The sequence below is a fragment of the Vibrio sp. VGrn 2 genome (genome assembly GCF_009361695.1).
In the GTDB taxonomy this organism is placed as follows: domain Bacteria; phylum Pseudomonadota; class Gammaproteobacteria; order Enterobacterales; family Vibrionaceae; genus Vibrio; species Vibrio diabolicus.
This window is the reverse complement of sequence record NZ_RBWD01000022.1, coordinates 14,908-39,905: the sequence shown is the minus strand read 5'-3', so window position 1 is coordinate 39,905 and position 24,998 is coordinate 14,908. Positions and strand designations below refer to the sequence as shown.

The window sequence follows — 24,998 nt, the reverse complement described above, 5'->3', positions numbered from 1 at the left end:
CTCATGGGGTTACTCATCATCAATATCGAATGCAGGACCCGCGTAGTTGTCAAAGCGCGAGTGTTGACCTTGGAAGGTGAGACGTACAGAGCCGATAGGGCCGTTACGTTGCTTACCAATGATGATTTCTGCCGTACCTTTGTATGGGCTATCTGGGTGATATACCTCGTCACGGTAGATGAACATGATCAAGTCGGCATCCTGCTCGATAGAGCCCGACTCACGCAAGTCCGAGTTTACTGGGCGTTTATCTGAACGTTGCTCTAGGGAACGGTTAAGCTGAGACAGCGCCACGACGGGCACATTCAGCTCTTTTGCCAGCGCTTTCAGAGAGCGCGAAATCTCCGCGATTTCCAGCGTACGGTTATCAGAGAGTGCAGGCACGCGCATAAGCTGAAGGTAGTCGACCATGATCATCGACAGACCGCCATGTTCACGTGCGATACGGCGAGCGCGTGAACGCACTTCGGTCGGAGTTAGACCGGAGCTGTCATCAATGTACATGTTTTTCTTCTGCATCAAGATACCCATAGTAGAAGAAATACGCGCCCAGTCTTCGTCATCCAACTGACCCGTACGGATCTTGGTTTGGTCAACGCGAGACAAAGAGGCTAACATACGCATCATCAACTGCTCGGCTGGCATCTCTAGCGAGAAAATAAGCACAGGCTTCTCTTGTTGCATGGCCGCATTTTCACACAAGTTCATCGCAAAGGTCGTTTTACCCATCGATGGACGCGCCGCGACAATCACCAAATCAGAACCTTGCAAACCTGCGGTTTTCTTATTGAGGTCAGTGAAACCTGTGTCGACACCCGTTACACCATCTTGCGGCGTTTTATATAACAACTCGATACGTTCTAACGTCTTTTCGAGGATGTTATCGACATTCTGTGGCCCTTCGTTTTCACTGGTTCGTGACTCAGCGATGGCGAAAACTTTACTCTCCGCCATATCAATCAGATCTTCCGAACTTCGACCTTGAGGATCGTAACCCGCATCCGCAATCTCATTCGCGACACCGATCAAACCACGGACGATCGCACGTTCGGCAACAATATCAGCGTATGCGTTAATGTTAGCGGCACTTGGCGTGTTTTTCGCCAAATCTGCAAGGTAAGCAAAACCGCCCACATCTTCTAATTGCTCGTGACGCTCCAGGTATTCCGATAAAGTAATAAGATCGAGAGGCTTGCCCGCTTCAAGAATGGTTTTTACACCTTCAAAAATTAGGCGATGCGGACGACTATAGAAATCACTGCTTACAACACGTTCGGCAACGGTGTCCCAACGTTCATTGTCCAGTAAGAGACCACCAATTACTGATTGCTCGGCTTCTAGTGAGTGAGGTGGCACTTTGATTGCGTCGACCTGACTGTCTGAAGGTTTGCGATTTCTGTTTTCCGCCATGACTTTGCTCGATAACTACTATTGACCCACGATTATAACCTTAACCTAACTGAGATGCTTCCCCGAAGCGACAATTACTTGTTAAGAAATCAACATGCGAACCGCACAAGTAATAGCCTGGTTCTTCCGCCCAGCTCTAATAAAAATTAACCTACCATTGACCCAACAAAATATCTGTATCAGTATCATGCCCCTCCTTTTTAATTACGTTCGAGGTTGATGTGTCCCGATACTGGTTACTTAGCTTTAGCCTACTATGCGCTAGTGCATCGTATGCTGACGAATCAGTACAGCCAGAGCAAAATATTGATGTGCCCGACCCATTAAAAACCGAGGTGGAGTTCGGCTATCAAGCTCACACAGGTAACACGGACTCTCGTTCCCTGAATGCTCGTTTGAGTGCTGAATATACGTCAGGTCGACACCGTTCTAATGGTGAATGGAAGTACTACAACTTGTACAAAGACGGTGAAGAAGACAAACGCTCATCCACCTACGCCCTACAGAGTGACTACAAGTTAGGTCCTAAAACGTATTTGTATGGCAGCTTTAAAGGGGTGGATTCTCGTTACAGTGCCTATTTTAAAGACTACACCTTATCAGGTGGTTTGGGTTACCAGTTTTCCTACACTGAAAACTTCATTTTAGAGGTAGAAGTCGGTCCTGGTTTTCGTTATCAAGAACCAAATTTAGATGAGATAGATGATGACGACATTGTCTTTCCCGATATCGTTCGAGAAGGCATTTTTCGAGGGAATATCAATACGACTTGGCACGCACTAGATAATTTGAGTTTCGCGGCTGATATTACGTTGGTAACAGGTAAAAGTAACACTCGGGCCGATAGTGAACTCAGCGTGACCAATGATATTACTGAAGATATTGCACTGAAACTGGCACACTCTCGTCAGTATCACGATAAAGTGCCTGAAGGCTTAAGCAAAGCGGATAGCGTATTTTCCGTTAATTTACTCTTCGCTTTTTAACCCGTTTTTTCTCCCAGTTTTAGAAATAAAAAAAGCACCTCCGAAGAGGTGCTTTTTAGTATTTCGTCTTGATACTGAATTACTCAGCAGCAACAACTTGTAGGTTCACAGTTGCGAAAACTTCAGAGTGAAGTTGAACGCTGATCTCGAACTCACCAGTTGTACGTAGAGCACCTTCAGGAAGGCGAACTTCGCTCTTAGCAACTTCAACGCCTGCAGCTGTGATAGCGTCAGCGATGTCACGAGTACCGATAGAACCGAATAGTTTGCCTTCGTCACCAGCTTTAGAAGCGATAACTACAGCTTCTAGAGCGTTAACTTTCTCTGCGCGAGCTTCTGCAGCAGCTAGTTGCTCAGCAACTTTAGCTTCTAGTTCAGCACGACGAGCTTCAAACATTTCAACGTTAGCTTTAGTTGCCATAACTGCTTTACCTTGTGGGATAAGGAAGTTACGAGCGTAGCCAGATTTAACGTTTGCAGTATCGCCAAGACCACCTAGGTTACCAATTTTATCAAGTAGAATAACTTGCATTGCTTAATCCTCTTTCTTAATAAAATGAACCGATTACTGATGCTTGTCAGTGTACGGTAGTAGAGCTAGGTAGCGTGAACGCTTGATAGCACGTGCTAGTTGACGCTGGTACTTAGCGCTTGTACCAGTGATACGGCTAGGTACGATTTTACCAGCTTCAGTGATGTAGTTTTTAAGAGTTGCTACGTCTTTGTAATCAATCTCTTGTACGCCTTCTGCAGTGAAACGGCAGAATTTACGACGACGGAAGAAACGAGCCATGGGCTATCTCCTGATCTTAAATTTGAGTAATGTTGTCGGCGTGTAACACTAATTTTCCCACGCCATTTCGGCCGGTTTGATAAGTGACAAAACCACTTACCTTAATGTTACTGCCTTGAACTAAATTCTGAGTTAGTGCTTGTGACCCAAGCCCGCTGACGACTACCGGCATACGACAATAAACTTGTCGAGGTAAGTCAGCTTCGATAATAGTAGAGCGATGCTCCAGCCAAAACCGACAGTGTTCAATGCCACCAGGGCTTTTACTACGAATGGGCGGTTTGGCAATGGTGCCGCTCAGCTCCATTCGATTGGCCATAAGAAAACTTACTCAGCAGCTTCTGACTTAGCTTCAGGCTTAGCTTCAGAACGCTCTTCACGACGTGGAGCACGCTCTTCTTTTTGCTTAAGCATGATAGATTGCTCAGTGATCGCTGCTTTAGTACGCATGATCATGTTACGCAGAACTGCATCGTTGAAACGGAAAGCAGTTTCTAGCTCATCAATTACAGCTTGGTCAGCTTCAACGTTCATAAGAACGTAGTGAGCTTTGTGAAGCTTGTTGATTGGGTAAGCCAGTTGACGACGGCCCCAGTCTTCTAGACGGTGGATTTTACCGCCAGCTTCAGTGATTGAACCAGTGTAACGCTCGATCATGCCAGCAACTTGCTCGCTTTGATCTGGGTGCACCATGAATACGATTTCGTAATGACGCATGGGTTGCTCCTTACGGATTATTCAGCTTCCACAAATGGCTCAGTCGTCCAGAGGAAGCAAGGAACTAAAGATAATTGACTGAGTTTAAGGAGCACGAATAGTACAGAAAGGGCGCAAAATAGGCAAGTGATTATTTGCTCAACGCAGGGGATATTTTATTTCATCCAACGCTAGAAATAACAAAGGCTGCCAATAAAGTGACAGCCTTTAAAATCAGGGCATTATCGCGCGTATATAGGGACTTATTTTACTTCAGCCAGTTCCGTGCGCATTTGGTCGATCACTTGTTTGTAATCTGGCTGACCGAAAATCGCCGAGCCTGCAACAAACATGTCTGCGCCCGCTTCTGCGATTTCACGAATGTTGTCAACCTTCACACCGCCATCAATTTCTAAACGGATATCGCGACCAGACTCATCGATCATCTTACGAACGGCACGCAGTTTATCTAGTGTGTGAGGAATGAATGATTGACCACCAAAGCCAGGATTAACCGACATCAGTAGAATCATGTCGACTTTGTCCATGATGAACTCAAGGCTCGCAAGTGGCGTTGCTGGGTTTAGTACCACACCAGCCTGACAGCCGTGCTCTTTAATTAACTGCAGTGTACGGTCTACATGATCGGAAGCTTCCACATGGAATGTAATCATCGACGCACCCGCTTTTGCGAAATCAGGAATAATGCGGTCAACCGGTTTCACCATTAGGTGAACATCGATTGGCGCTGTGATGCCGTAATCGCGTAGTGCTTTACATACAGGTGCACCAAAAGTCAGGTTTGGTACATAGTGGTTATCCATAACGTCGAAATGCACCACATCCGCACCCGCTGCGAGTACTTTCTCGACATCTTCACCGAGACGAGCAAAATCTGCCGATAAAATGGATGGAGCAATAAGAAAATCTTTCATACCTGACCTCAGTAGTAATGAGCAAACAATCTGCGCGCAATTCTACCGAAGCCAGTGGGGAGATCCACTATTTAGATTTAATAGTGTGAGAACTAAGAACTTGGTTTATCCATCTCAGGGGCATGAAAAAGCGCAAGCAGCTCATCGACTTTATTACGACCACTGCCATTGCGGCTAATGGTGCGCTTCACTTTTACTACATTGAGATCCGCACCGTGATACAACCGACGCGTCAGCGTAGTGTCGTGGTTGGAAATCAGAACCGGAATACCACGCTCAGTCGCGGTTCTTTCAGCAATGTCGGCTAATGCAGCCTGATCATCCAACGTGAAACCATTACCTGCGTATGAGGTGAAATTTGCCGTGTTTGAAAGCGGTGCATAAGGAGGGTCGCAATACACCACACTCCCCTTACGTGCTCGACGAAAAGTTTCTGGATAACCTTCACAAACGAACGTGGCTTTCTTGGCTTTTTCGGCAAAAAACTCCAATTCCGCCTCTGGGAAGTAAGGCTTTTTATATGAACCGAACGGAACGTTAAAACCGCCTTTTTTGTTGTAACGGCATAGACCATTAAAACCAAAGCGGTTCATGTACAAAAACGCTAAAGAGCGGTACATCACGTCATCGGTTTTATTAAACTCAGCGCGAATGTGTAAGTAGGCTTCTTTACGGTTGTTCTCGGCAACAAACCAACGCTTCGCTTCAGAGATGTACTCTTCAGGGCGTTCTTTCAGTAGGTTGTACAGATTGATCAGATCTGGATTGATATCTGCCAGTAGGTAATGGTCATAGTCGGTATTCAGAAAAACTGAGCCCGCGCCAACAAAAGGTTCAACTAGCTTTCGAGCCGGCGGTAAATGACGTTGGATGTCTTCAACCAGTCCGTATTTTCCTCCTGCCCATTTAAGAAAGGCTCGTTGCTTTTTCATCTACTGCTCTATCTATCGACCAAAAATTAAGGCTGCGGAATGTAACATATTTTTCAGCGAAGCTCAGGTTTATTTCACGCGATCAATTTCGCGATGAACCTGACGGAGTGATTTTGCCCAAGGACTCACCGACTTAACCGAATCAGGCAAGCTTGCAACGGCATCGCGAGCCATTTGAATTGTCGGATAATCTTGGTATGTGATGATATACCACTCGGTGTCATTGCGAACGGTAGGATAAATTCGTACTTGATTATTCAGCTGATGCTCATCGAGGAAGGCTTGTACATCCTCCATTGACGTCATAGCAGCAAGCTGCAGTGTATAGGCTCTTGGTGATAGTGCTTTTAATTCTTCGCGAGCAAATGAAAACTTAACCACAGGCTGCTTCGCACCGTCTTCTCCTGACTGAGCAGAAGTTTGCGTCATACCTTGATTTGGTTTTACGACTTTAATCAAAGGAGAGTCAGTTTCATCAGCAGTTTCTGCTTTATCAGTACCTACGATATCATCAATCGCTTTTGTGTCTGCTGAATCAGCTTTACCTTCAAGCAATGCATCGACCACATTCGACTCAATCACCACTCTCTGTTGATTGTCATCACTGCCAACGCTCGCCACTTCTTCCGTTACTGCTGGCGGTAATGAATCAGAATCATCAATCGCGCCAGAGCCATCAAGACCACTGCTAGTGTCATCAGTCACAGATTGTAGTGAAGACTGCGCAGCACTGATTCCTGAATCTTCAAAAGTTGGAATAGCCGTTTGCTCTAAACTACCAGCAATTTGCTGCGCTTTATCATCAGGGCTTGGTTGATTATACATCCACCAATAGCCACCAGCAGCAAGCAACAGTAATGCTAATACCACTAACGCAATATTCAGCGGTGAACCGACAATCGAGCGGATAATGATCCTTTTTTCCACTTTCATCTCTCCTAACGCCATGATGTCACCCGGTACTGGGTCAACTTTTTTAAATGTATCTCGAACCCGCTTCTCCGCCTCATCATCAACATAGCGCGCAACAAGTGATTCAAAGAAACGACGGGCTTCCACTTCGGACAACATATCAATATCAAGCTCAACAGGCTTTATCTCTTGTCCGTAACTGAGACGTGACAGCAATCCTTCTAAGCGCCCAGACTGCGTAAATAATAAGACATTGATGGTCCAATTCGGCTTATGATGCGCCTCTAAAACCAGCATCCAAAGCTCAGAAACGAGCGTCTCACTTAATAAATGCGCATCATCAACCACAATCGCGATATCACAAGGCTCATCACCCAATAGTCTTTCGAGGCTATCAAGTAAAGGCTCTTGCTGATTAAACAATGCGTCCGAAACCAGTTGACTCAAAATAAGGATGCGGCGCTGCACATCATCTTGATTAGAATGACAAAGTAACAAACATTGATTCTTGTTACTGGCACCCACTTCAAGGTATCGCTGCGCTAACCAAGATTTTCCATAACCATCATGACCATTAATCGCAATGAAGTTGGAACCAAAATTAGTCAGCAATCCTAACCTATCAAGCAACTCGATTTGAGAATCTAATTCCAGAACGTGAGCAACACTCATCTAATAACCTTAATACACTACAAGAATGACGCCCAAAGGCGCCATTACAAGGTTAAATATCGCGACCGAAGTCTATCGCCTGTTTGAGTACGTCTTGTGTCGTATCAGCAATGACCTCGGCACTACCAATGCCTGTAGGTAGAACTAATCTTAATTGACCAGAGAGGACTTTTTTATCTCGCATCATATGTTTGAGGAAGTCATCGAAGCTCATACTTTCTGGAGTATGAACAGGCAATTTGGCACGACGCAAAATCGCAACAATACGCTCAAATTGCTCTGCTGAAATAAGACCGCGCAGATGCGAAGTTTTGGCCGCCATAACCGTGCCAGCAGAAACCGCTTCACCATGCAGCCAATTGCCGTAGCCAAGCTCAGCTTCAATCGCATGACCAAAGGTGTGACCTAAGTTGAGCAGAGCGCGGATGCCCGATTCTTTCTCATCCTGAGCCACCACTTCCGCTTTTATTTCACAGCAACGTGCAATGGCATAAGTTAGCGCTTCTTCATCCAACGCGTACAAGCGTTCAAGGTTTTCTTCCAACCATACAAAAAAGTCTGCATCGTAAATGATGCCGTACTTAATGACTTCTGCGATACCTGCTGCGAATTCACGCTCAGGCAACGTCGATAAACAGTTGGTATCGATGATCACGGCTTTAGGTTGGTAAAACGCACCTATCATGTTCTTACCCAACGGATGGTTAACCGCGGTTTTTCCACCCACCGAAGAGTCCACTTGAGATAGTAATGTCGTTGGTATTTGAATAAAGTCGACCCCACGCTGGTAACAGGCAGAAGCAAAACCCACAAGGTCGCCAATAACGCCACCACCTAACGCGATGATCACAACATCACGAGCGTAATTCCCCTCGAGGAGGAAATTCATCACTTGGTTAAACACATCCAAGTTTTTGTACTGTTCGCCGTCAGGCAATTCTAACAAGGATGCACTACAACCGAGCTGCTCGAGTTGCTTTAAAATTTTGTCTGCATACAAAGGCGCCACTGTGACATTACTGATCACAACAACTTTTTGTTTTGCATTTTTGTTTGAGAGAACTTGAGAGAGGTACGCCGGGTCCTCAAATAACCCGGCGCCAATAGAGATTGGGTAGCTACGCTCAGCTAGGTTGACCGTAATCCGTTCCATCGGTTTGCTCCAATTAAAAAAAAGATAAAAACTTATCTCTCTTCTAGCATTTTTACGATCTGGTTGGCTACCACTTTTGCACTCTGATCGTCAGTGCGAACAGTGTAATCCGCTACTTCTTCATACAGAGGATTACGTTCTTCAGCTAATTGCTCCAATACTTCGCGAGGGTTGTCCGTTTGAAGTAGAGGACGCTTCTTGTCACGGTTTGTGCGCGCAAGTTGCTTTTCAATCGTCGTTTCTAAGTAAACAACAACACCACGTGCCGAAAGACGATTACGGTTTTCTTTGCTCTTAACAGAGCCACCGCCAGTCGCAAGCACGATGCCTTGCTCTTGTGTTAGGTCTTCAAGTACCGCTTCTTCACGCTTGCGGAAGCCTTCTTCACCTTCTACATCAAAAACCCAAGAGATGTCTGCACCAGTGCGTTCTTCAATCACTGTATCGGAGTCAACAAACTCCATATGCAGTTGCTGTGCTAGATGTCTACCAATTGTACTTTTGCCGGCGCCCATTGGGCCAACAAGGAAAATATTACGTTTCTCAGCCATGTTTAGCAGTAATTTACAACATTGATTCAATAAGATCGCCACAAGAAAACACAGCTAAATCGCTGTTCTACAAGGCTTGTGGCACCAGTTCCTCACAGATAATTCGTGATAAGACCCGAAATTATCCAAGCATGGTGCCACTATTGCAACTTTATTTTTGATTTAATCAGTTTTTCACGAGGTAGAACTACTGAATCACCACCTTAGGGGTGACGAAAATTAACAGCTCACTTTTGCCAACATTTTCATAACTTCGACGGAAAAGCGCACCTAATAGTGGCAGATCGCCTAACAAAGGCACTTTGTCCACCGCGTTAGTAATGCTGTGCTGGAAAATACCACCGAGAACGACGGTTTCACCGTTATTTACTAACACTTGCGTCCCGATACGCTGAGTATCAATCGCAACGGCTTCACCAGTACCTGTTTTCACGACTTGTCCAGGTCTATCTTGCGTAACGCTTAAGTCCAACACAAGACGGTTATCCGGTGTAATTTGTGGCGTCACCTTCAAACTCAATACTGCTTTTTTGAACGTTACCGTCGTAGCACCACTTGATGAGGACTCTAGATAAGGTATCTCGGTACCTTGCTCAATATAGGCAGGCTTCTTATTGGTAGTGATCAAACGTGGGCTTGAGATAATCTCAGCTTTGGACTCTTGTTGCAGCGCAGAAAGCTCGAGGTCTAACAAGGTGTCTGAGCCTAATTTTGCAACCTGAAAAGCAATGCTAGTCGCGTTTGGACTGGTTGCAGCTAAGTTTACGTTTAGGAAGTCATCGATACCTACTCCATCACCGTCACCACCGTCTTCTCCTTCACCACCACCGTTATATAAACCGATCGTGGCAAGGTTGTTTTCGATAGAACCACCAACCGTGTTATTGCCATTAATAGAGGTAAAGCCCCAGCGAATTCCCAACTCGTCCATGTTGCCTTCATTGATGGTCACAATACGCGCTTCAATTTGAACCTGCTTCACCGGGATATCCAAAGATTCAATAATTTCTCGAATCACTTCAATGTTTTCAGGTAGCTCACGAATCAATAACGAGTTAGTCCGCTCATCAATGGTCATACTACCTCGCTCAGACAACATACTGATGTTCCCTTCTCCGTTGATCATCTCTGCAATGTCTGAAGCTTTGGCGAAGTTTACCTTGATGATTTCAGACGAAAGCTCTCCCATCGTTTGTTCTAGCTGCTGCTTTTCGAGTTGCTGTTTTTCGCGCAGATCAAGCTCATCTGTTGGAGCAACCAGAATCACGTTGCCATCAACACGCTTATCTAACCCCTTAACTTGCAAAATAATATCCAGCACTTGCTGCCACGGAACACCATCAAGACGAAGTGTGAGGTTACCTTCTACGGAGTCTGAAACAACCAAGTTGAACTGGTTGTAGTCGGCAATCAGCTGTAACACGTTACGTACAGGAATATCTTGGAAGTTAATCGAAATGAGCTTGCCTTCTTTTTCTAGAATGCTTTTATCCGGAGCTTTCTCATTGGGTTTGATCTTAGCCACTTTGATTTCCAAGAATCGCCCCGTTAAACGGTAATCATGCGTATATTCTTCATTGATGTGCGCAACCAAGCGCGTAGTTGAGGTATCGCGAAACACCTCTACGCTTTCAACCACAGTCGAGAAATCTTTTACGTCTAGGAGATACAGTTGCTCGTCTTTTACCGAAGTATTAAGCAAATCGATACTTAACCCTTCCTGTACGCGTTTGACATCAACAATCGCGGCAGGTGACGCCAGTTCAACGACAATAACGGCGTCTTTATCTTTATTAGTGCGAAAATCGATACTCTTTAAGGCATTAGACGATACTTCTTCTGCTGCCACTAAAGGGGCTAAAAATACAAACAACCATAAGGAGAAGAGCCCAGTTAGTATCCTTGGTGTACGTGTTAATCCTTGTCTCATTTTCATTACTCAATATCAAAAATAAATGGGGCTATCTCAAAGCCAACTTAACTTTACGCTTCTGCCAACACCCTAAGCCGTCGGGCAACGTTTCATTAATTAACAAATAGGAATGGCTGACATGGGTCACTTTGCCATTGTTGCGTCCGAGGTATTGCCCCGGCTTCACTTTATAAACGGTGCCGTTGGGTGCCTGAACGAGACCAGAAACCGTATTACCCATGCCCATAACTCCTTTCAAACGTAATTGGCTTAATGGGAATTTTTCTAATTTGCCAGTGCGCCTTCTTGAAGGCGGTTGCCAGCAATCTTTTCTTGCAACGGGCTGAGTGGCGATCGTGGCTTCTTTTGGTAACTCAAAGGGCGCACGCTGTACTTCAGGTGCGTACGTGACGGCAACATACTTATCTGCAGGCTTAAGTTTCTCGACATCTCGACGCGCCTGACTCTCAACCCCTCGAATAAAATCCGTTAATGACTCATCATTCGCCTGACATCCAAGTAGCAGAGACCCCATCAATACCAGTAGCAAATGCTTACTTGTCATTGTTCGTCTCCTCTGGCTTAAACTGATAGGTATTGGCTCGTACCCTAAAGTGCAGAGTTTCACTTTCTTGGCTGACACGCTGCCAAGTCACATCTTTAAACGTGATGATTCGAGGTAGCGTTGCTATCTCCTGAGAAAAATGTCCGATGTCATGAAAATCTCCCGTTAACTCAATGTTTAAAGGAAGACGATAGAGGAAATGCTCTGATTGCTTTTCACCCCAGTCGATACGAGTAAAGGTCAACTTATTGTCGATACCGAGTTCATTCACCGAAGCGAGCATCGTAGCCAACTCTTTTTGCGCGGGCAGTTGTTGTAGCAATAATTCGTAACGCGTGGTGAGTTCATCCAATTGAGATTGAAGCTGAGGCAATGCAGCTACTTTGTTCGCTTTGATCTTCAGTGCTACCTTGAGCGTCTGCTCCTGCTGGACCAAGTTATTCAATTGCTCTTCTTTTGGCTTAAGGTAAAACCAATAGCCAAAACCTTGAATTAGGAAAATCAGCAGCGCGATAACCACAAGCTGAGGCAACAATGGCCACTCTGCCATTTCATCTATTTCGAGATCCTGCCAATCAACCATGCTGTGCCTCCGCTTTCTTCTCCGGCACTTTGAACATGAAAGACACTTTGAACGTTTGGAACTCTTTTCCAAAACGCGCTTTTCCGTGAACGATGGAGTGCATTTCTACATCATTCAACTTGGCCGAACGCTCCATGTTGTCCAGCATCGTGGCAAGTTTTGGAGTGCTATCAGAGATCCCAGAGATCTCAATTTCCAGATCATTCATTTTGATCTTGTCGACATATACACCTTCAGGAATGACGGCTGGCATCAAGTTCATAAACTCGGTCGTTTTGTTTCGACCGTTTTGTAACCCTTCAACCACTTTTAAACGTTCGAGGATTTTGCTGTGCTCTTGCTCGGCGATTTTCATTGCTTCAATACGCTGGTCGAGCTCAGCAATGTAGTGAGTAAGGTAATCAAGCCGCTCCTGCTGCTGATCTTGTTGGTACTCAAAAAACTTTCCAATACCCCATTGAATACCAATGGCAACCAACATGCCTAACGCGACCAAGCTAATGAAACGACGTCGGTGCTCTTCTCTTTGGTTCTCTCTCCAAGGAAGTAAATTAATGCGATAAAGCACGCGCACCTCCTAGCCAATGAATGCCACGAATCGCGAGTCCTGCGGCTGTAGAGAAATGCTGCCAATCCGCGGCACGACGTTTACGTTTGGACACCTTCATTTCAAATAGCCCTAGCGGGTTTAGCAATTCACACTCTAGTGACAGTTGCTGAGATAACTCTTCCGCGAGCATTGGTGTCGAAGCTCCTTCCCCTGATAACCAGATACCTTTGATATTTTGCGAGCCATTAATTGAGGTGTAGAGCTGCATCTGACGTTTCACCCGTTCCACGATTTGGCGATTAAACAGCTCTGTTTTCTCCTGAGCATCATCGGACATCAAATCATCTTGAACAGGGCTGTTTGCTCCTCGAGTGCCGCAAGCAAACTCTTTGTGAAACAGCTCACCTTGTTCGGTAAACATGGTAAAGGAGCTCGATGAGGTGCCAATATCGAGTAAGCAGTACTTATTTTTGTCAGGAAAGCGATCGGCGGTGAGCTTCCAGATATGACCAAGACTTTGTGAATGCACGTCCACTAAAACGGGTTTTAGTCCGGATTTTTGTAATGCATCCACGCGACTATCGACCACATCTTTTCTTGTCGCAAACACTTGATAGTTATCAGTCCCACGCAACCCATCTTCGGCACGAAGACGGACGAAGTCTAAACTCAGCTCTTCGACAGGGAATGGCGATTGATGAGAAAATGCCTGAATCACAGCAAACTCAACTTCGCTATCTTCAAGGCTTTGTTCTATTTGCAGTTTTTTACTGATCACCGAATTATCAGGCACTGAAATTGCGACCTTTTTAGCACCAAAAGGCAGTTCTTTTCTAATCAGCTTTAGGGTCTTTACAATTTCTTGATGATTTATAGTGTTATTTTCAGCGACAATACCTTCCTTTAGTAATATTTCTTTGTAACCCAACAGAGCGTAATTGTTGCCTGTGGGTTTAAGTACTACGGCTTTGAGGCTGTTATGGCCTATATCGATGCCGGTAACGATTAGCTTATCCATCTCTTACTCTCGCTCCGAAATTTCTTCGTGCAAAGGTTGTTATTAGCACCCAAATAAGAGTTAATATCTCTATGTGCTAAATTTTTGACCTAAGAGTACAAGGGTTTGCCGTTACACAGCCTCAACCAATCAGGGATTCTCCGGTGAAGTTCATAAAGCGTTTATTATTTTTAACATTGATTTGCATAATTCTTGGAGTCACCACAATATTTGGCTTCTATCAGTACGTGAAGCCTGAATTGCCAGATGTTGCAACTCTAAAAGACGTTGAATTACAAACACCTATGCAGGTGTTTAGTCAAGACGGGAAGCTGATCGCACAGTTCGGTGAAAAGCGTCGTATTCCTGTTACTTATGATGAAATTCCTCAAGACTTAATTCATGCGCTAATCGCAACCGAAGATAGCCGTTTTTACGAACACCCAGGTATCGATCCTATCGGCATCACTCGTGCAGCCGTTGTAGTTGCGATCTCAGGTTCCGCTAAGCAGGGCGCAAGTACCATTACGCAACAGTTAGCTCGTAACTTCTTCTTATCTAATGAGAAGAAGATCATGCGTAAGATTAAAGAGATTTTCATTGCTATCCACATTGAGCAGCTTCTGAGTAAGCAAGAAATCATGGAACTTTATGTCAATAAAATCTTCCTTGGTTACCGCTCATATGGTTTTGGTGCGGCCGCTCAAGTTTACTTTGGTAAGAGCCTTGATGAATTGACGTTAAGCGAACTTGCGACACTCGCAGGGATGCCAAAAGCGCCATCAACGATGAACCCAATTTACTCTCTTGAGCGTGCGACAAAACGCCGTAACGTCGTGTTAATGCGAATGCTTGATGAAAAATACATCACGCAAGAACAGTATGACGAAGCACGCAACGAACCTATCGTGGCGCGTTACCACAGTGCTGAAATTGAACTTTCCGCTCCTTATGTGGCGGAACTAGCTCGTGCATGGGCCGTGAAAGAGTACGGTGAAGAAGAAGCCTATACCTCTGGCTTGAATATCTACATGACGGTGGACTCTAAACTGCAAGATGCCGCGAATACATCCGTGGTAAATAATCTGCTGTCATACGATGAACGTCACGGCTACCGCGGTGCGGAGAAAGTGCTTTGGAAAGAAGGTGAAACCGCTTGGAACAGCGAGCAAATAGAAAAGCACCTTAAGAAGCAACCAACTTATGGTGACCTTTACCCTGCCGTCGTGACAAAAGTCGATGATAAAACTGCGCAAGTTTGGGTTAAAAACCATGAAGAGCAGACTATTCCTTGGACTGGAATGCATTGGGCACGTAAATACATCACCGAAAACCGCCAAGGCTCAACGCCAAAATCAGCGCATGATGTTCTAGCGACGGGTCAACAAGTTTGGGTTCGCGAAGTGAGCGAAGCCAATGAAGATGACAACACGACACAAAGCTGGAAACTGAGCCAAGTGCCAACAGCGAACACCGCGTTTGTCGCGATGAACCCGGAAAATGGTGCGATATTATCGTTAGTGGGTGGTTTTAACTTTGTTCATAGTAAGTTTAACCGTGCCACTATGTCAGTGCGTCAGGTTGGCTCAAGTATCAAACCATTTATCTACTCAGCAGCAATTGACAAGGGACTTACCCTAGCCACTCTGATCAACGATGCGCCGATTAACAAATGGGACGCAGGTTCTGGTTCGGCTTGGCGACCTAAAAACTCACCACCAACCTATGGCGGTCCAACTCGCCTTCGCCTCGGCTTAGCTCAGTCAAAGAACGTGATGGCAGTGCGTACTCTGCGTGAAGTAGGCCTTGATGAGACTCGTCAGTACCTTACTCGTTTTGGTTTTGATATTAACCAAGTACCACGTTCAGAGACCATCGCGCTCGGTGCTGGTAGCTTAACACCAATGAAAGTGGCGCAAGGCTACTCTGTATTTGCAAACGGAGGTTATTACGTCGAACCGTTCTACGTAGAACGCGTGGAAGATGCATTCGGTGAAGTGCTGTTTAAAGCGAATCCAAAGAGCGTTTGTCATAAGGATTGCCCACAAATGAGCGATGAGCCAGACAATCGCTATGCCGATGAGTTTGGCGAACAAGACGTCGCGATTGATGGTTTGGCAACAGACAACGCACTGGAAAATGATGAACCTCAATATGCTCCACAAGTTATCTCTGAGCAAAACGCATTCTTGATGCGTGAGATGATGTACAGCAACATTTGGGGTGGTGGTAACTGGCGTGAAGGTACGGGGTGGAACGGTACTGGCTGGCGTGCACAAAAACTGGGGCGTCGTGATATCGGTGGTAAAACGGGTACAACGAATGACTCCAAAGATGCTTGGTACAACGGCTATGGTCCTGGTGTTGTTGCCATTGCTTGGGTTGGTTTTGATGATCACTCACGCGCCCTTGGTCGCACAACGGTTAATAGCAACCTAGGCAAAGGCCAAATTTCTGGTGCTGAATCGGGTGCGAAAACCGCAGAACCCGCTTGGATTGACTTTATGCGCGTTGCACTAGAAGAAACACCTGAGCAAGGTAAAAATATTCCAGACAACATCATTCGTGTTCGTATTGATCGCAACACTGGCATGCTAACGCACAAAGTAGACAGCACATCGATGTTCGAATACTTTGAAAAAGGCACTGAGCCTACCGAATACGCTGGAGACCGTTTGGAAGACAGTATTTATTCTTCCGGCTCTGGCGCAGAAGAGCTGTTCTAAATCACTAAAGCAAAAGGGAGAGCATTCGCTCTCCCTTTTTTATGTCGGCTTTTACGCCGCGGCGTTCAATGAAGGATAAGAAGCCAATACTTCTTTAATCTTCGCCGCCAAAGCTTCAAACCTTGCACGCAGTGGTGAGCCCGGGCGATATACAAGGACTATATTGCGCGAAGGCGTAGGGTTAACGGCTGGTACATAGCACACGCCATCTTTTTGCTTCTCATTGGGGATAGAAAGCTGAGGCAATAACGTAATCCCAGCACCAGCAGCGACCATATTCCGCAGTGTCTCCAAACTGGTTGCCTTAAAGCGTTCATCGTCTTTCGCTCCGGCAGCAAAACAGAAACCTAACGCTTGATCACGCAGACAGTGACCGTCTCCTAGCGCTAAAACGGTTTTACCATTCAACTCCAACATATCAACATGGTCGAGAGAGGCCCACTCATGATCACATGGCACCGCTACGCTTAACGGCTCGTTATACACTTCGATTTCTTTAAAAGGTGCCGTTTCATCAACCGAAGCCAAGACCAAGCAGTCCAATTTACCTTCTTCTAATTGACGCACCAACTGATGTGTTTGAGCTTCGTGCAGGAACAGCTCCAGTTCAGGAAATGCTTCTTTTATCTGCGGCAGAATTTTGGGTAGTAGATACGGACCTACCGTCGGGATGAAACCGATATGCATCGGCCCAGTCATTGCTCCGCTCTGACCACTCGCCATATCTTTAAAAGTTTTCACTTCACTTAAGATACGCTTAGCTTGCTCCACCAACTGCAACCCTGAATCGGTAAACAAAACGCGACGGCTGCTTCGCTCTAAAAGCGTGGTACCGAGTTCATCCTCTAGCTTACGAATTTGTCCACTCAATGTTGGTTGGCTAACAAAACATGCTTCTGCCGCTTTGCGAAAGTGCTTATGTTCCGCAAGTGCAACTAAGTACTCAAAATCTCGAATATTCATAACTCACAATTCGCTTCTTTTAACAATAGCTAATACCTATCAAAACCATAACACCAAACGATTAGAGCTATCAAAGGATTTTTACAATAATGGGCTCAACAGAACGAAACAGAGCAAAGAAAAACGCTAAGCTCTATACGCATAATTTAAAATAGTTAAAGGAAATCATTATGTTTGTATCTAAAGAAGGTCAACAAGTCCCTCAAGTTACTTTTCCAGTTCGTCAAGGTGACTCTTGGATGAATGTAACGACTGATGAGCTATTTAAAGGTAAGACCGTTATCGTATTTAGCTTACCGGGTGCATTTACTCCAACCTGTTCATCAAGCCATCTACCTCGTTACAACGAATTGTTCCCTGTATTTAAAGAGCACGGAGTGGATGAGATTATTTGTGTCTCAGTCAATGATACGTTCGTGATGAATGCATGGAAACAAGACCAAGAAGCAGAAAACATCACCTTCATTCCTGACGGTAATGGTGAGTTCACCGATGGCATGGGCATGTTAGTGGATAAAAACGACATCGGCTTTGGCAAACGCTCATGGCGTTACAGCATGCTAGTAAAAGATGGCGTAGTGGAAAAAATGTTCATTGAGCCAAACGAACCAGGCGACCCATTCAAGGTGTCAGACGCAGATACGATGCTGAACTACATAGCGCCTGACTACAAAACGCAAGAGTCCATCACGGTATTCACCAAGCCAGGCTGCCCTTTCTGTATGAAAGCGAAACAAAACCTGATTGACCACGGTCTTCAATATGAAGAAGTGATTCTGGGTAAAGACGCAACGACAGTTAGTCTACGAGCTATATCTGGTCGCACGACTGTTCCACAAGTCTTTATCGGTGGCAAGCACATCGGCGGTAGCGAAGAGCTAGAAGCGTATCTAGGCTAAGCTGTCCATAGCCTACACCCTCGGTCTCCGGTGCCTTTGGCTCGGAGGCCAACCCTAACTCACTTCTTCTACTAGTCTAGATAAGTAGTCGTCTACCGATAAGGTGACTCCTTATACAGATTCAACGACCCAATTCACTCTCCAAGCTCAATGTAGCTAGCTTGGCTTAAAAACAAAAAGCGAGAGTTCACGATGAAACAAGTTAATGTCGACGTAGCGATTATTGGTGGTGGTACTGCTGGTCTTGGCGCTTATCGAGCAGCAAAAGCTCATACTAATAGCGTAGTAATGATTGAAGGCGGCCCTTACGGAACAACCTGTGCTCGCGTCGGTTGCATGCCCTCTAAGCTGTTGATTGCGGCCGCAGAAAGTGTCCACCAAATCGAAAAAGCGCCTGGATTTGGGATCCATCCGCAAGGTGAAATACGCATTAACGGACAAGAAGTTATGGATCGTGTAAAGCGCGAACGCGATCGTTTTGTTGGCTTTGTGCTTGAAAGTGTCGATGATATTCCCGCTGAAGACAAACTATCGGGCTACGCGAAGTTTGCCGATGACCACACTCTCATCATAGATGATTATACTCAGGTCACCGCAAAACGGATTGTGATCGCGACGGGCTCTCGTCCTGCTTATCCAGCAGCTTGGAATGAGTTGGGTGACCGTCTCGTAATGAATGATGATGTCTTTGATTGGGATGATTTGCCTGAGTCCGTTGCGGTATTTGGCCCTGGAGTGATCGGTCTTGAACTCGGTCAAGCATTGCACCGCCTAGGGGTGAAAGTGAAGCTCTTTGGTCTTGGTGGTCAAGTTGGTCCACTGACAGATCCAGAGGTGATGGCTTACGCAGATAAAACTTTTAAAGAAGAGTTCTATCTTGATGCCGATGTAAAAGTAGAAAGCATGAAGCGCATACCCTCATCGAATGCAGCAGGCGCAGACAAAGTTGAAATCAAATTCATTAACCACGACGGTGAATTAGAAACCTTTATTGTTGATTACGTTTTAGCAGCCACTGGACGACGTCCAAACGTAGATAAGCTGGCGATCGAGAACACCAGTGTGGCATTAGATGAACGCGGTGTACCAACCGCAGATCACTACACATTGCAAACCTCCGTAGAGAGTATTTTTATTGCGGGTGATGCAAGTAACCAAGTTCCATTGCTGCACGAAGCCGCTGACCAAGGCCGCATTGCTGGTGACAATGCTGGTCGTTTCCCGGATATTCGTGCAGGTCTGCGTCGTTCGCCAATTTCAGCTGTATTCTCCGATCCGCAAATAGCTATGGTCGGTGAAACTTTCAAACAACTGGAAACTCGCTTAGGAAGCTGTGGTTGTTTTGTTACTGGCGAAGTCTCGTTTGAGAATCAAGGACGTTCACGTGTCATGCTACGAAACAAAGGGATGTTACATGTCTATGGCGAGCAAGGTACTGGACGATTTTTAGGTGCAGAGATGATGGGGCCGAACGCAGAACACCTCGCGCATCTTTTGGCTTGGGCACACCAAAATAGAATGACGGTTTCTGAGATGCTAGATATGCCCTTCTATCATCCAGTGATCGAAGAGGGTGTCCGCACCGCTCTACGTGATTTAAATGCAAAACTACACTTAGGGCCAGAAATGGTGAAACATTGCCTTGACTGTGGGCCTGGTTGCTAACGATTTCATGCTCAATCGAGCCAATCTTTACATACCAAGCAAAACAGAAAGCCTCGTGATTAACGGGGCTCTCTGTTGACTACTTTGAGGCGATTACATAAGTACTACACTGCCATCATTGCGTAACGACTTACCATGATGATCGCGACTACACCGATCGTAAAAAAACCACCAGCGATACTCAGTGCAAATTTCAATTCTGTCGACATGATTATTTTTCCTATTAAAGACTGACAGCGAACCATACATCAATCACGTGCCACATAAGCTCTACAAAGCTAACTTTCCATTTTTGGTTGTGTTCCTGCGCTCTAAGCTGCGACAAAAAACGCTTTCTCTCTTTGTGTTGGGTATATAATCTGAAGCAACACTGATGCCTTGGAAAACACTATGACTTGTCGCCGCTGCGAGGAACATTGGTTTTGGAAAAAGCTTGGGCGTTGCCAACGATGCTTGGATCAGTTAACGGTGCTTTCGGTACTGTGCTGGATTGTGTGGTGGTTTGCGTTCAAAGATGATCCACAAAGCATCGAGTCGATCGCTTTGATCTTTGCTGGTTTCGCTTTCAATATTTTATTGTTTTTGCACTTATGGATGCGTTTTGTCATCTTGCCTTGGCAACGTCGGCGAGGACGAAAAGAGACGGATAAAAAAGAGTAAAGTGGCAGATAGAAAAAAGCCCCAAAACCAATATCAGTTCTGGGGCTCTCTTAGATTCTTCTAAGAAAAAGCAGTGGTACTTTAATAGACCGAGCTTCCTCTCAAAGGTTCCAAATTTTTTCGATTTTTTTAGCAAATACTGATGTAAGTGAATCAGAAAATAACTATGTCATTGAATGCTAATAAAATCACTCCGAAATTTCAGCTCATGCCACATGCGATTTTTGGATCACTTGCTCCATTAAATTGATCTCTAGCGCCACTTCATCACACGCGTGCTGACGTGGACACTGATCGCAATCTTTCAAGACTTTTTCTGGCAACAGCGACTTCGATGTTGGTAAGAAGCTCTGCTTCATAAAGAACTCTGGCGTTCGAGTGAGGACAAAGACCTTCTTTATCGCCATTTGACGTGCTTTCTCAACCAAGTGATTTACGATTGCACTGCCCTGTCCTTGACCTTGCCAGCCCGCTTCGATACCAAGAGAGCGTATTTCAGCCAACCCTGAGTCATACACATATAGAGAAGCGCAACCTGTCACTTCACCATGATGCTCAGCCACCGCGAAGGAGCCAATATCTCTCACGAGCTCATTACGAGAGCGGGGTAGATTCTCACCGAGGTTCGCCCAATAAGCCACCATGCCCTCTAGTGTTTCAATGTCCGTCAAACGTGCAGGACGCACTTTCACTGCCGAGCTGTCACGCTGGCTCAGACGTTTATCCGCTTGCTCTACCGCATAAGCGACTTGGTGAGGCGAAACGCCACCCAGCGCACAACGTTTTTCCAAACAAGACTCTATCGTCAGAATGTCATACACATCATCTTCAATCACCTCAGAGAAGGTTTTTAGCTCTTGCAGAGACAATTCTTCCAGCGCACAGCCTTTGTCAATTGCCCCTACCACCGCTACGCCCACAATATGGTGCGCCTCACGGAATGGGATGCCTTTCGCCACTAAGTAATCAGCTAACTCAGTCGCATTCGCATACCCTTGCTTCGCAGCTTCAAGCGTACGCTCACCATTTACTTTAATGCCATCAAAACACAGCGCTGCCATTTCCATGCAATCATTCCATGTGTCTAACGCATCAAACAACCCTTCTTTATCTTCTTGCATGTCTTTGTTGTACGCCAATGGTAGGGCTTTCACTGTCATCATCATGCTCGATAATGCGCCATAGACACGCCCTGTCTTACCACGGATCAACTCAAGTGCATCTGGGTTTTTCTTCTGTGGCATCAATGACGAACCAGACGTCACCGTATCCGCTAACTCAATAAAGTTAGACTCCCCTGAGTTGTAGAAGATCATATCTTCTGCAAGACGAGAAAGGTGCAACATAGAAATCGAGGCCACCGACATCAGTTCCATCACATGATCACGATCCGAAACCGAATCGAGTGAATTACGCGTAGCGCGGTGGAAACCAAGGTTATGAGCTAACTGTTCACGATCAATCGGATAAGCCGTGCCAGCTAAAGCACCCGAGCCAAGTGGACAAGTGTCGAGGCGCTGTAAGGCATCATTCAGACGAGAGTAGTCACGCTCGAACATTTCAACATAAGCCAAACACCAGTGAGCAAAGGTGACAGGTTGAGCGCGCTGAAGATGAGTATAGCCAGGCAATACAGTGCCTTGGTGCTGCTTAGCAACATGAACCATTTGCGATTGCAGACGATCTAAAGCAATCAACAGTTGCTGGCCTTGCTGACGACACCAAAGTTTTAGGTCTGTCGCTACTTGGTCATTACGAGAACGCCCAGTGTGGAGTTTTTTACCTAAATCTCCTACTTTACTAATCAGCTGCTGTTCAACCCACGAGTGGATATCTTCTGCATCTGAGCGAAGAATTTGATGAGGATCTTCCATCACTTCTAACTTCAGCTCGTTTAAAGCAAGTTCCAGCTTTTGCTGTTCTTCTGCCGATAGAACATCTACAGAAAGCAGAGCTTTAGACCATGCGATTGAACCTACGATGTCTTGCTCAGCCAATCGGTAGTCAAAACGCAACGAATCGTTAAACTCTTTAAATCTAGTGTCTGCCGCTTGGGTAAATCTTCCGCCCCATAATGCCATTGCGTTTCTCCTGATGACTATTGCTTACTCTAACGTTCTCGAATGAGTAGTAACCAATTTGATGGTCATTTGCTCACTTTTTCTTATGGGTCAACGTTACGGCAATTTCGACAAAAAATAAAGTATAAATTCAATATTTTTACATATATATTCAAACAGAATGCATTTGCATCTTTGTACTCATAGACGTAAGCCAACAAAAAAGACCTGCTATCCAATAGCAGGTCTTTACTCAATCCGAGATGTGGAGAGATTATTTCTTCTGGCTGTTCAACGCACGGATACGGCTTGATAGCGAGTAAAGACGGATGAAACCACCCGCATGGCTTTGGTCGTAAACCTCATCTTCACCAAAAGTCGCGAACTCTTCTGAGTACAAGCTGTTGTCAGAACGTTTTTGCGTTACCGTGGCTTGGCCTTTGTAGAGCTTAACAACCACTTCGCCATTCACGTCTTGCGCTAACTCTTCTGAAGCGGCAAGGATCGACTTACATAGTGGCGTAAACCAACGGCCATCGTACACAAGGTGAGACGCTTTTAGACCTAGCTCCTCACGGAATTCGAATGATGACTTGTCTAGCACAAGCTGCTCTACAGCACGCAGCGCTTCCATCATGATGGTGCCTCCCGGTGTTTCGTAGCAGCCACGAGATTTCATTCCTACAAGACGGTTTTCAACGATATCGATACGACCAACACCGTGCTTCGCACCTTTTTCGTTTAGATACACCAACGCGTTGTATGGTGTCATCGCTTCGCCATCAACTTCGACCACTTCACCTTTTTCTACTTTCAGCGTGACGTATTCCGCTTCGTTTGGTGCTTGCTCTGGGTCTACAGTCCATACCCAGCAATCTTCGTTTGGTGCGTTCCACGTATCTTCTAGGACGCCACCTTCAGTGGAAATATGCCATGCATTTGCATCACGTGAGTAGATCTTAGTAAGAGACGCTGAACAAGGAATGTTACGCTCAGCTAGGTAATCTAAACATTCTTCACGGCTCACTAGGTCCCATTCACGCCAAGGGGCAATCACTTGTAGATCTGGTGCTAGTGCTGCGAATGCGCCTTCGAAACGAACTTGGTCATTACCTTTACCTGTACAGCCGTGACACAATGCGTCCGCGCCCACTTTACGTGCGACTTCAACCTGTGCTTTAGCAATAATTGGACGCGCCATTGATGTACCCAGCAGGTACTTACCTTCATAGTACGCGCCGGTTTTTAGCGTTGGGTAAATGTAGTCTGCGACCATTTCTTCTTTCAAGTCAGCGATGTAACACTCAGAAGCACCTGAAGCTTTTGCTTTCGCTTCAATACCTTCTAGCTCTTCTGCGCCTTGACCAACATCGGCAACGAAAGCAACGACTTCACAATCGTAGTTCTCTTTTAGCCACGGGATAATTACTGAGGTATCTAGACCGCCTGAGTATGCGACTACCACTTTATTTACGTTCACTTTGCTCATCTTTCTTCTCCAAACTTAACTGGCGCTGCGCTCGGCGGTCAGTGCCAACTACTACTTCCTAATATTGAATTCTTTTGCTAATGCTTATTGAGGCAAAAATTGCGTTCCAATACTTTCACCAGCGAATAGCTGTACTAATTTTTCTGGGTAACGCCAGGTCGCGATTTCGATAGGACGACCAAGATCATTGGCCGCCTCCAAAGCAGCTTTAACTTTGACGATCATGCCGTCTGTGATCACTTGCCCTTTGATCAATGCATCGGCTTCTTGCTCAGATAGCGTTTTGATCAAATGCCCTTTGCCATCGAGTACGCCACTCACATCTGACAACAGGACTAATTCAGCATCGAGAGTACCTGCCACCGCGACTGCGGCTTGGTCAGCATTCACATTCATCATCTGGCCATCTGTGGTTAAGCCAATTGAACTGATGATCGGCAGTGCGCCTGTGTTTAGTACCGCTTGTAATAGCGTTGAATCACCCGGTGATGCTTTACCTACCGCGCCCAACTCTGGGTCAAGTTCTTCAACAAGACACAAACCACCATCCGCAAGGCTAAGACCTACTGCATTGAGTCCATCTGCGATGGCTTGGCCTTGAAGTAGCTTATTCGCTGTGCCTGCAAGTGCGCCTGCAATCACCGGAATTTGATCGTAAGGCGTTACGCGTAAACCGTTTTTCTTTACGGTTTCAAGCTGAAGCTTTGCCATCAACTCATCAACTAGGTAGCCACCGCCATGAACGATGGCGATTTGTCGCTGTGCCGATTTTTGGTAAGCCGCAATGGCACCAAACAGTTGGCTTAAGGTTTGAGTGCAAGATAGAGCAGCACCGCCTAGCTTAATGACTAAAGGAGCTTGATTGGTTTGCGTCATCGCATTTCCCTCT

General features: G+C 45.7%; 24 protein-coding genes. 5 read left to right on the top strand and 19 right to left on the bottom strand.

Translation table 11 applies throughout. The features are described 5' to 3' along the window. Positions 1 to 9: 9 nt before the first annotated feature. Positions 10 to 1,410: a replicative DNA helicase gene (locus D8S93_RS22595; protein WP_005395704.1), complete on the bottom strand. Its 1,401-nt coding sequence runs from the start codon at positions 1,408 to 1,410 to the stop codon at positions 10 to 12. 221 nt (positions 1,411 to 1,631) lie between these two features. On the opposite strand from D8S93_RS22595, the gene D8S93_RS22590 reads away from it, so the two are divergent. After that, a complete protein-coding gene (locus tag D8S93_RS22590; RefSeq protein ID WP_006743223.1) occupies positions 1,632 to 2,396 on the top strand; it encodes a DUF481 domain-containing protein in 765 nt (254 codons plus the stop codon). A 79-nt stretch (positions 2,397 to 2,475) separates the two neighbouring features. Here D8S93_RS22590 and rplI read toward each other — a convergent pair whose 3' ends face one another. The 14 genes from rplI to pilM all read right to left on the bottom strand — a co-directional run bounded on the left by rplI (position 2,476) and on the right by pilM (position 13,668). Further along, on the bottom strand, positions 2,476 to 2,928 hold the full coding sequence (gene rplI, locus D8S93_RS22585; protein ID WP_005381278.1) for a 50S ribosomal protein L9: 453 nt from the start codon (positions 2,926 to 2,928) through the stop codon (positions 2,476 to 2,478). Positions 2,929 to 2,961: 33 nt separating this feature from the next. Then, on the bottom strand, positions 2,962 to 3,189 hold the full coding sequence (gene rpsR, locus D8S93_RS22580; RefSeq protein ID WP_000090472.1) for a 30S ribosomal protein S18: 228 nt from the start codon (positions 3,187 to 3,189) through the stop codon (positions 2,962 to 2,964). Positions 3,190 to 3,205: 16 nt separating this feature from the next. After that, entirely contained in the window at positions 3,206 to 3,508 is a 303-nt protein-coding gene (gene priB, locus D8S93_RS22575) for a primosomal replication protein N (RefSeq protein WP_005381298.1), read from the bottom strand. Positions 3,509 to 3,516: 8 nt separating this feature from the next. Further along, a complete protein-coding gene (gene rpsF, locus D8S93_RS22570) occupies positions 3,517 to 3,906 on the bottom strand; it encodes a 30S ribosomal protein S6 (protein ID WP_005381299.1) in 390 nt (129 codons plus the stop codon). Between the two features lie 242 nt (positions 3,907 to 4,148). Further along, the gene (gene rpe / locus D8S93_RS22565; protein ID WP_005395709.1) at positions 4,149 to 4,820 is read right to left on the bottom strand and encodes a ribulose-phosphate 3-epimerase; all 672 of its coding nucleotides are present in this window, start codon (positions 4,818 to 4,820) and stop codon (positions 4,149 to 4,151) included. Positions 4,821 to 4,912: 92 nt separating this feature from the next. Continuing rightward, positions 4,913 to 5,752 carry a Dam family site-specific DNA-(adenine-N6)-methyltransferase gene (locus D8S93_RS22560; RefSeq protein ID WP_047009939.1) on the bottom strand — a complete coding sequence of 280 codons (840 nt, stop codon included), beginning with the start codon at positions 5,750 to 5,752 and terminating at the stop codon, positions 4,913 to 4,915. Between the two features lie 69 nt (positions 5,753 to 5,821). Then, positions 5,822 to 7,336: an AAA family ATPase gene (locus D8S93_RS22555; protein ID WP_152815649.1), complete on the bottom strand. Its 1,515-nt coding sequence runs from the start codon at positions 7,334 to 7,336 to the stop codon at positions 5,822 to 5,824. 52 nt (positions 7,337 to 7,388) lie between these two features. Beyond that, positions 7,389 to 8,489 (bottom strand): 3-dehydroquinate synthase, encoded by a 1,101-nt coding sequence (gene aroB / locus D8S93_RS22550; RefSeq protein WP_046874636.1) that lies wholly within the window; start codon positions 8,487 to 8,489, stop codon positions 7,389 to 7,391. 32 nt (positions 8,490 to 8,521) lie between these two features. Further along, positions 8,522 to 9,040 (bottom strand): shikimate kinase AroK, encoded by a 519-nt coding sequence (aroK, locus tag D8S93_RS22545; protein ID WP_005381319.1) that lies wholly within the window; start codon positions 9,038 to 9,040, stop codon positions 8,522 to 8,524. A gap of 187 nt (positions 9,041 to 9,227) precedes the next feature. Next, the gene (locus D8S93_RS22540; RefSeq protein WP_193621662.1) at positions 9,228 to 10,976 is read right to left on the bottom strand and encodes a type IV pilus secretin PilQ; all 1,749 of its coding nucleotides are present in this window, start codon (positions 10,974 to 10,976) and stop codon (positions 9,228 to 9,230) included. A gap of 25 nt (positions 10,977 to 11,001) precedes the next feature. Further along, on the bottom strand, positions 11,002 to 11,517 hold the full coding sequence (locus D8S93_RS22535; RefSeq protein WP_005395715.1) for a pilus assembly protein PilP: 516 nt from the start codon (positions 11,515 to 11,517) through the stop codon (positions 11,002 to 11,004). Then, positions 11,507 to 12,100, bottom strand: coding sequence for a type 4a pilus biogenesis protein PilO (locus tag D8S93_RS22530; RefSeq protein WP_152815643.1), 594 nt, complete (start codon positions 12,098 to 12,100; stop codon positions 11,507 to 11,509). Before D8S93_RS22530 ends, D8S93_RS22535 begins: the two co-directional genes overlap by 11 nt. Continuing rightward, positions 12,093 to 12,668, bottom strand: coding sequence for a PilN domain-containing protein (locus tag D8S93_RS22525; protein ID WP_005395717.1), 576 nt, complete (start codon positions 12,666 to 12,668; stop codon positions 12,093 to 12,095). The genes D8S93_RS22530 and D8S93_RS22525 overlap by 8 nt, the downstream gene beginning before the upstream one ends. Continuing rightward, a complete protein-coding gene (gene pilM / locus D8S93_RS22520; protein WP_152815641.1) occupies positions 12,652 to 13,668 on the bottom strand; it encodes a type IV pilus biogenesis protein PilM in 1,017 nt (338 codons plus the stop codon). Before pilM ends, D8S93_RS22525 begins: the two co-directional genes overlap by 17 nt. 143 nt (positions 13,669 to 13,811) lie before the next feature. Here pilM and D8S93_RS22515 point away from each other — a divergent pair, with 143 nt between their 5' ends. Then, entirely contained in the window at positions 13,812 to 16,373 is a 2,562-nt protein-coding gene (locus D8S93_RS22515; RefSeq protein WP_048626702.1) for a penicillin-binding protein 1A, read from the top strand. Positions 16,374 to 16,424: 51 nt separating this feature from the next. Here the strand turns inward: D8S93_RS22515 and oxyR are convergent, their stop codons facing one another. Further along, positions 16,425 to 17,336 (bottom strand): DNA-binding transcriptional regulator OxyR, encoded by a 912-nt coding sequence (gene oxyR, locus D8S93_RS22510; RefSeq protein ID WP_005395720.1) that lies wholly within the window; start codon positions 17,334 to 17,336, stop codon positions 16,425 to 16,427. Positions 17,337 to 17,506: 170 nt separating this feature from the next. Between oxyR and D8S93_RS22500 the strand changes: the two genes are divergently transcribed. The 3 genes from D8S93_RS22500 to D8S93_RS22485 all read left to right on the top strand — a co-directional run bounded on the left by D8S93_RS22500 (position 17,507) and on the right by D8S93_RS22485 (position 20,560). Then, positions 17,507 to 18,235 carry a redoxin family protein gene (locus tag D8S93_RS22500; protein WP_005395721.1) on the top strand — a complete coding sequence of 243 codons (729 nt, stop codon included), beginning with the start codon at positions 17,507 to 17,509 and terminating at the stop codon, positions 18,233 to 18,235. 192 nt (positions 18,236 to 18,427) lie between these two features. After that, positions 18,428 to 19,900: a dihydrolipoyl dehydrogenase gene (locus D8S93_RS22495; RefSeq protein WP_152815638.1), complete on the top strand. Its 1,473-nt coding sequence runs from the start codon at positions 18,428 to 18,430 to the stop codon at positions 19,898 to 19,900. A 390-nt stretch (positions 19,901 to 20,290) separates the two neighbouring features. Next, the gene (locus D8S93_RS22485) at positions 20,291 to 20,560 is read left to right on the top strand and encodes a DUF3624 domain-containing protein (RefSeq protein WP_012841349.1); all 270 of its coding nucleotides are present in this window, start codon (positions 20,291 to 20,293) and stop codon (positions 20,558 to 20,560) included. A gap of 206 nt (positions 20,561 to 20,766) precedes the next feature. Here D8S93_RS22485 and argH read toward each other — a convergent pair whose 3' ends face one another. The 3 genes from argH to argB form a co-directional block, all read right to left on the bottom strand. Beyond that, positions 20,767 to 22,641 (bottom strand): argininosuccinate lyase, encoded by a 1,875-nt coding sequence (argH, locus tag D8S93_RS22480; protein ID WP_152815635.1) that lies wholly within the window; start codon positions 22,639 to 22,641, stop codon positions 20,767 to 20,769. Between the two features lie 253 nt (positions 22,642 to 22,894). Further along, positions 22,895 to 24,109 (bottom strand): argininosuccinate synthase, encoded by a 1,215-nt coding sequence (locus tag D8S93_RS22475; RefSeq protein ID WP_017821738.1) that lies wholly within the window; start codon positions 24,107 to 24,109, stop codon positions 22,895 to 22,897. Between the two features lie 84 nt (positions 24,110 to 24,193). Beyond that, a complete protein-coding gene (gene argB / locus D8S93_RS22470; protein WP_152815633.1) occupies positions 24,194 to 24,985 on the bottom strand; it encodes an acetylglutamate kinase in 792 nt (263 codons plus the stop codon). Positions 24,986 to 24,998: the final 13 nt, after the last annotated feature.

Bases quoted from the DNA above. Each gene is read 5' to 3' on its own strand.
- D8S93_RS22500 (WP_005395721.1), top strand. From the start codon at position 17,507: ATGTTTGTATCTAAAGAAGGTCAACAAGTCCCTCAAGTTACTTTTCCA.
- priB (WP_005381298.1), bottom strand. From the start codon at position 3,508: ATGGCCAATCGAATGGAGCTGAGCGGCACCATTGCCAAACCGCCCATT.
- rplI (WP_005381278.1), bottom strand. From the start codon at position 2,928: ATGCAAGTTATTCTACTTGATAAAATTGGTAACCTAGGTGGTCTTGGC.
- D8S93_RS22555 (WP_152815649.1), bottom strand. From the start codon at position 7,336: ATGAGTGTTGCTCACGTTCTGGAATTAGATTCTCAAATCGAGTTGCTT.
- argH (WP_152815635.1), bottom strand. From the start codon at position 22,641: ATGGCATTATGGGGCGGAAGATTTACCCAAGCGGCAGACACTAGATTT.
- D8S93_RS22560 (WP_047009939.1), bottom strand. From the start codon at position 5,752: ATGAAAAAGCAACGAGCCTTTCTTAAATGGGCAGGAGGAAAATACGGA.
- D8S93_RS22495 (WP_152815638.1), top strand. From the start codon at position 18,428: ATGAAACAAGTTAATGTCGACGTAGCGATTATTGGTGGTGGTACTGCT.
- D8S93_RS22595 (WP_005395704.1), bottom strand. From the start codon at position 1,410: ATGGCGGAAAACAGAAATCGCAAACCTTCAGACAGTCAGGTCGACGCA.
- aroK (WP_005381319.1), bottom strand. From the start codon at position 9,040: ATGGCTGAGAAACGTAATATTTTCCTTGTTGGCCCAATGGGCGCCGGC.
- argB (WP_152815633.1), bottom strand. From the start codon at position 24,985: ATGACGCAAACCAATCAAGCTCCTTTAGTCATTAAGCTAGGCGGTGCT.
- rpe (WP_005395709.1), bottom strand. From the start codon at position 4,820: ATGAAAGATTTTCTTATTGCTCCATCCATTTTATCGGCAGATTTTGCT.
- rpsF (WP_005381299.1), bottom strand. From the start codon at position 3,906: ATGCGTCATTACGAAATCGTATTCATGGTGCACCCAGATCAAAGCGAG.
- oxyR (WP_005395720.1), bottom strand. From the start codon at position 17,336: ATGAATATTCGAGATTTTGAGTACTTAGTTGCACTTGCGGAACATAAG.
- D8S93_RS22540 (WP_193621662.1), bottom strand. From the start codon at position 10,976: ATGAAAATGAGACAAGGATTAACACGTACACCAAGGATACTAACTGGG.
- pilM (WP_152815641.1), bottom strand. From the start codon at position 13,668: ATGGATAAGCTAATCGTTACCGGCATCGATATAGGCCATAACAGCCTC.
- D8S93_RS22475 (WP_017821738.1), bottom strand. From the start codon at position 24,109: ATGAGCAAAGTGAACGTAAATAAAGTGGTAGTCGCATACTCAGGCGGT.
- D8S93_RS22485 (WP_012841349.1), top strand. From the start codon at position 20,291: ATGACTTGTCGCCGCTGCGAGGAACATTGGTTTTGGAAAAAGCTTGGG.
- D8S93_RS22530 (WP_152815643.1), bottom strand. From the start codon at position 12,100: ATGGTTGATTGGCAGGATCTCGAAATAGATGAAATGGCAGAGTGGCCA.
- D8S93_RS22535 (WP_005395715.1), bottom strand. From the start codon at position 11,517: ATGACAAGTAAGCATTTGCTACTGGTATTGATGGGGTCTCTGCTACTT.
- rpsR (WP_000090472.1), bottom strand. From the start codon at position 3,189: ATGGCTCGTTTCTTCCGTCGTCGTAAATTCTGCCGTTTCACTGCAGAA.
- aroB (WP_046874636.1), bottom strand. From the start codon at position 8,489: ATGGAACGGATTACGGTCAACCTAGCTGAGCGTAGCTACCCAATCTCT.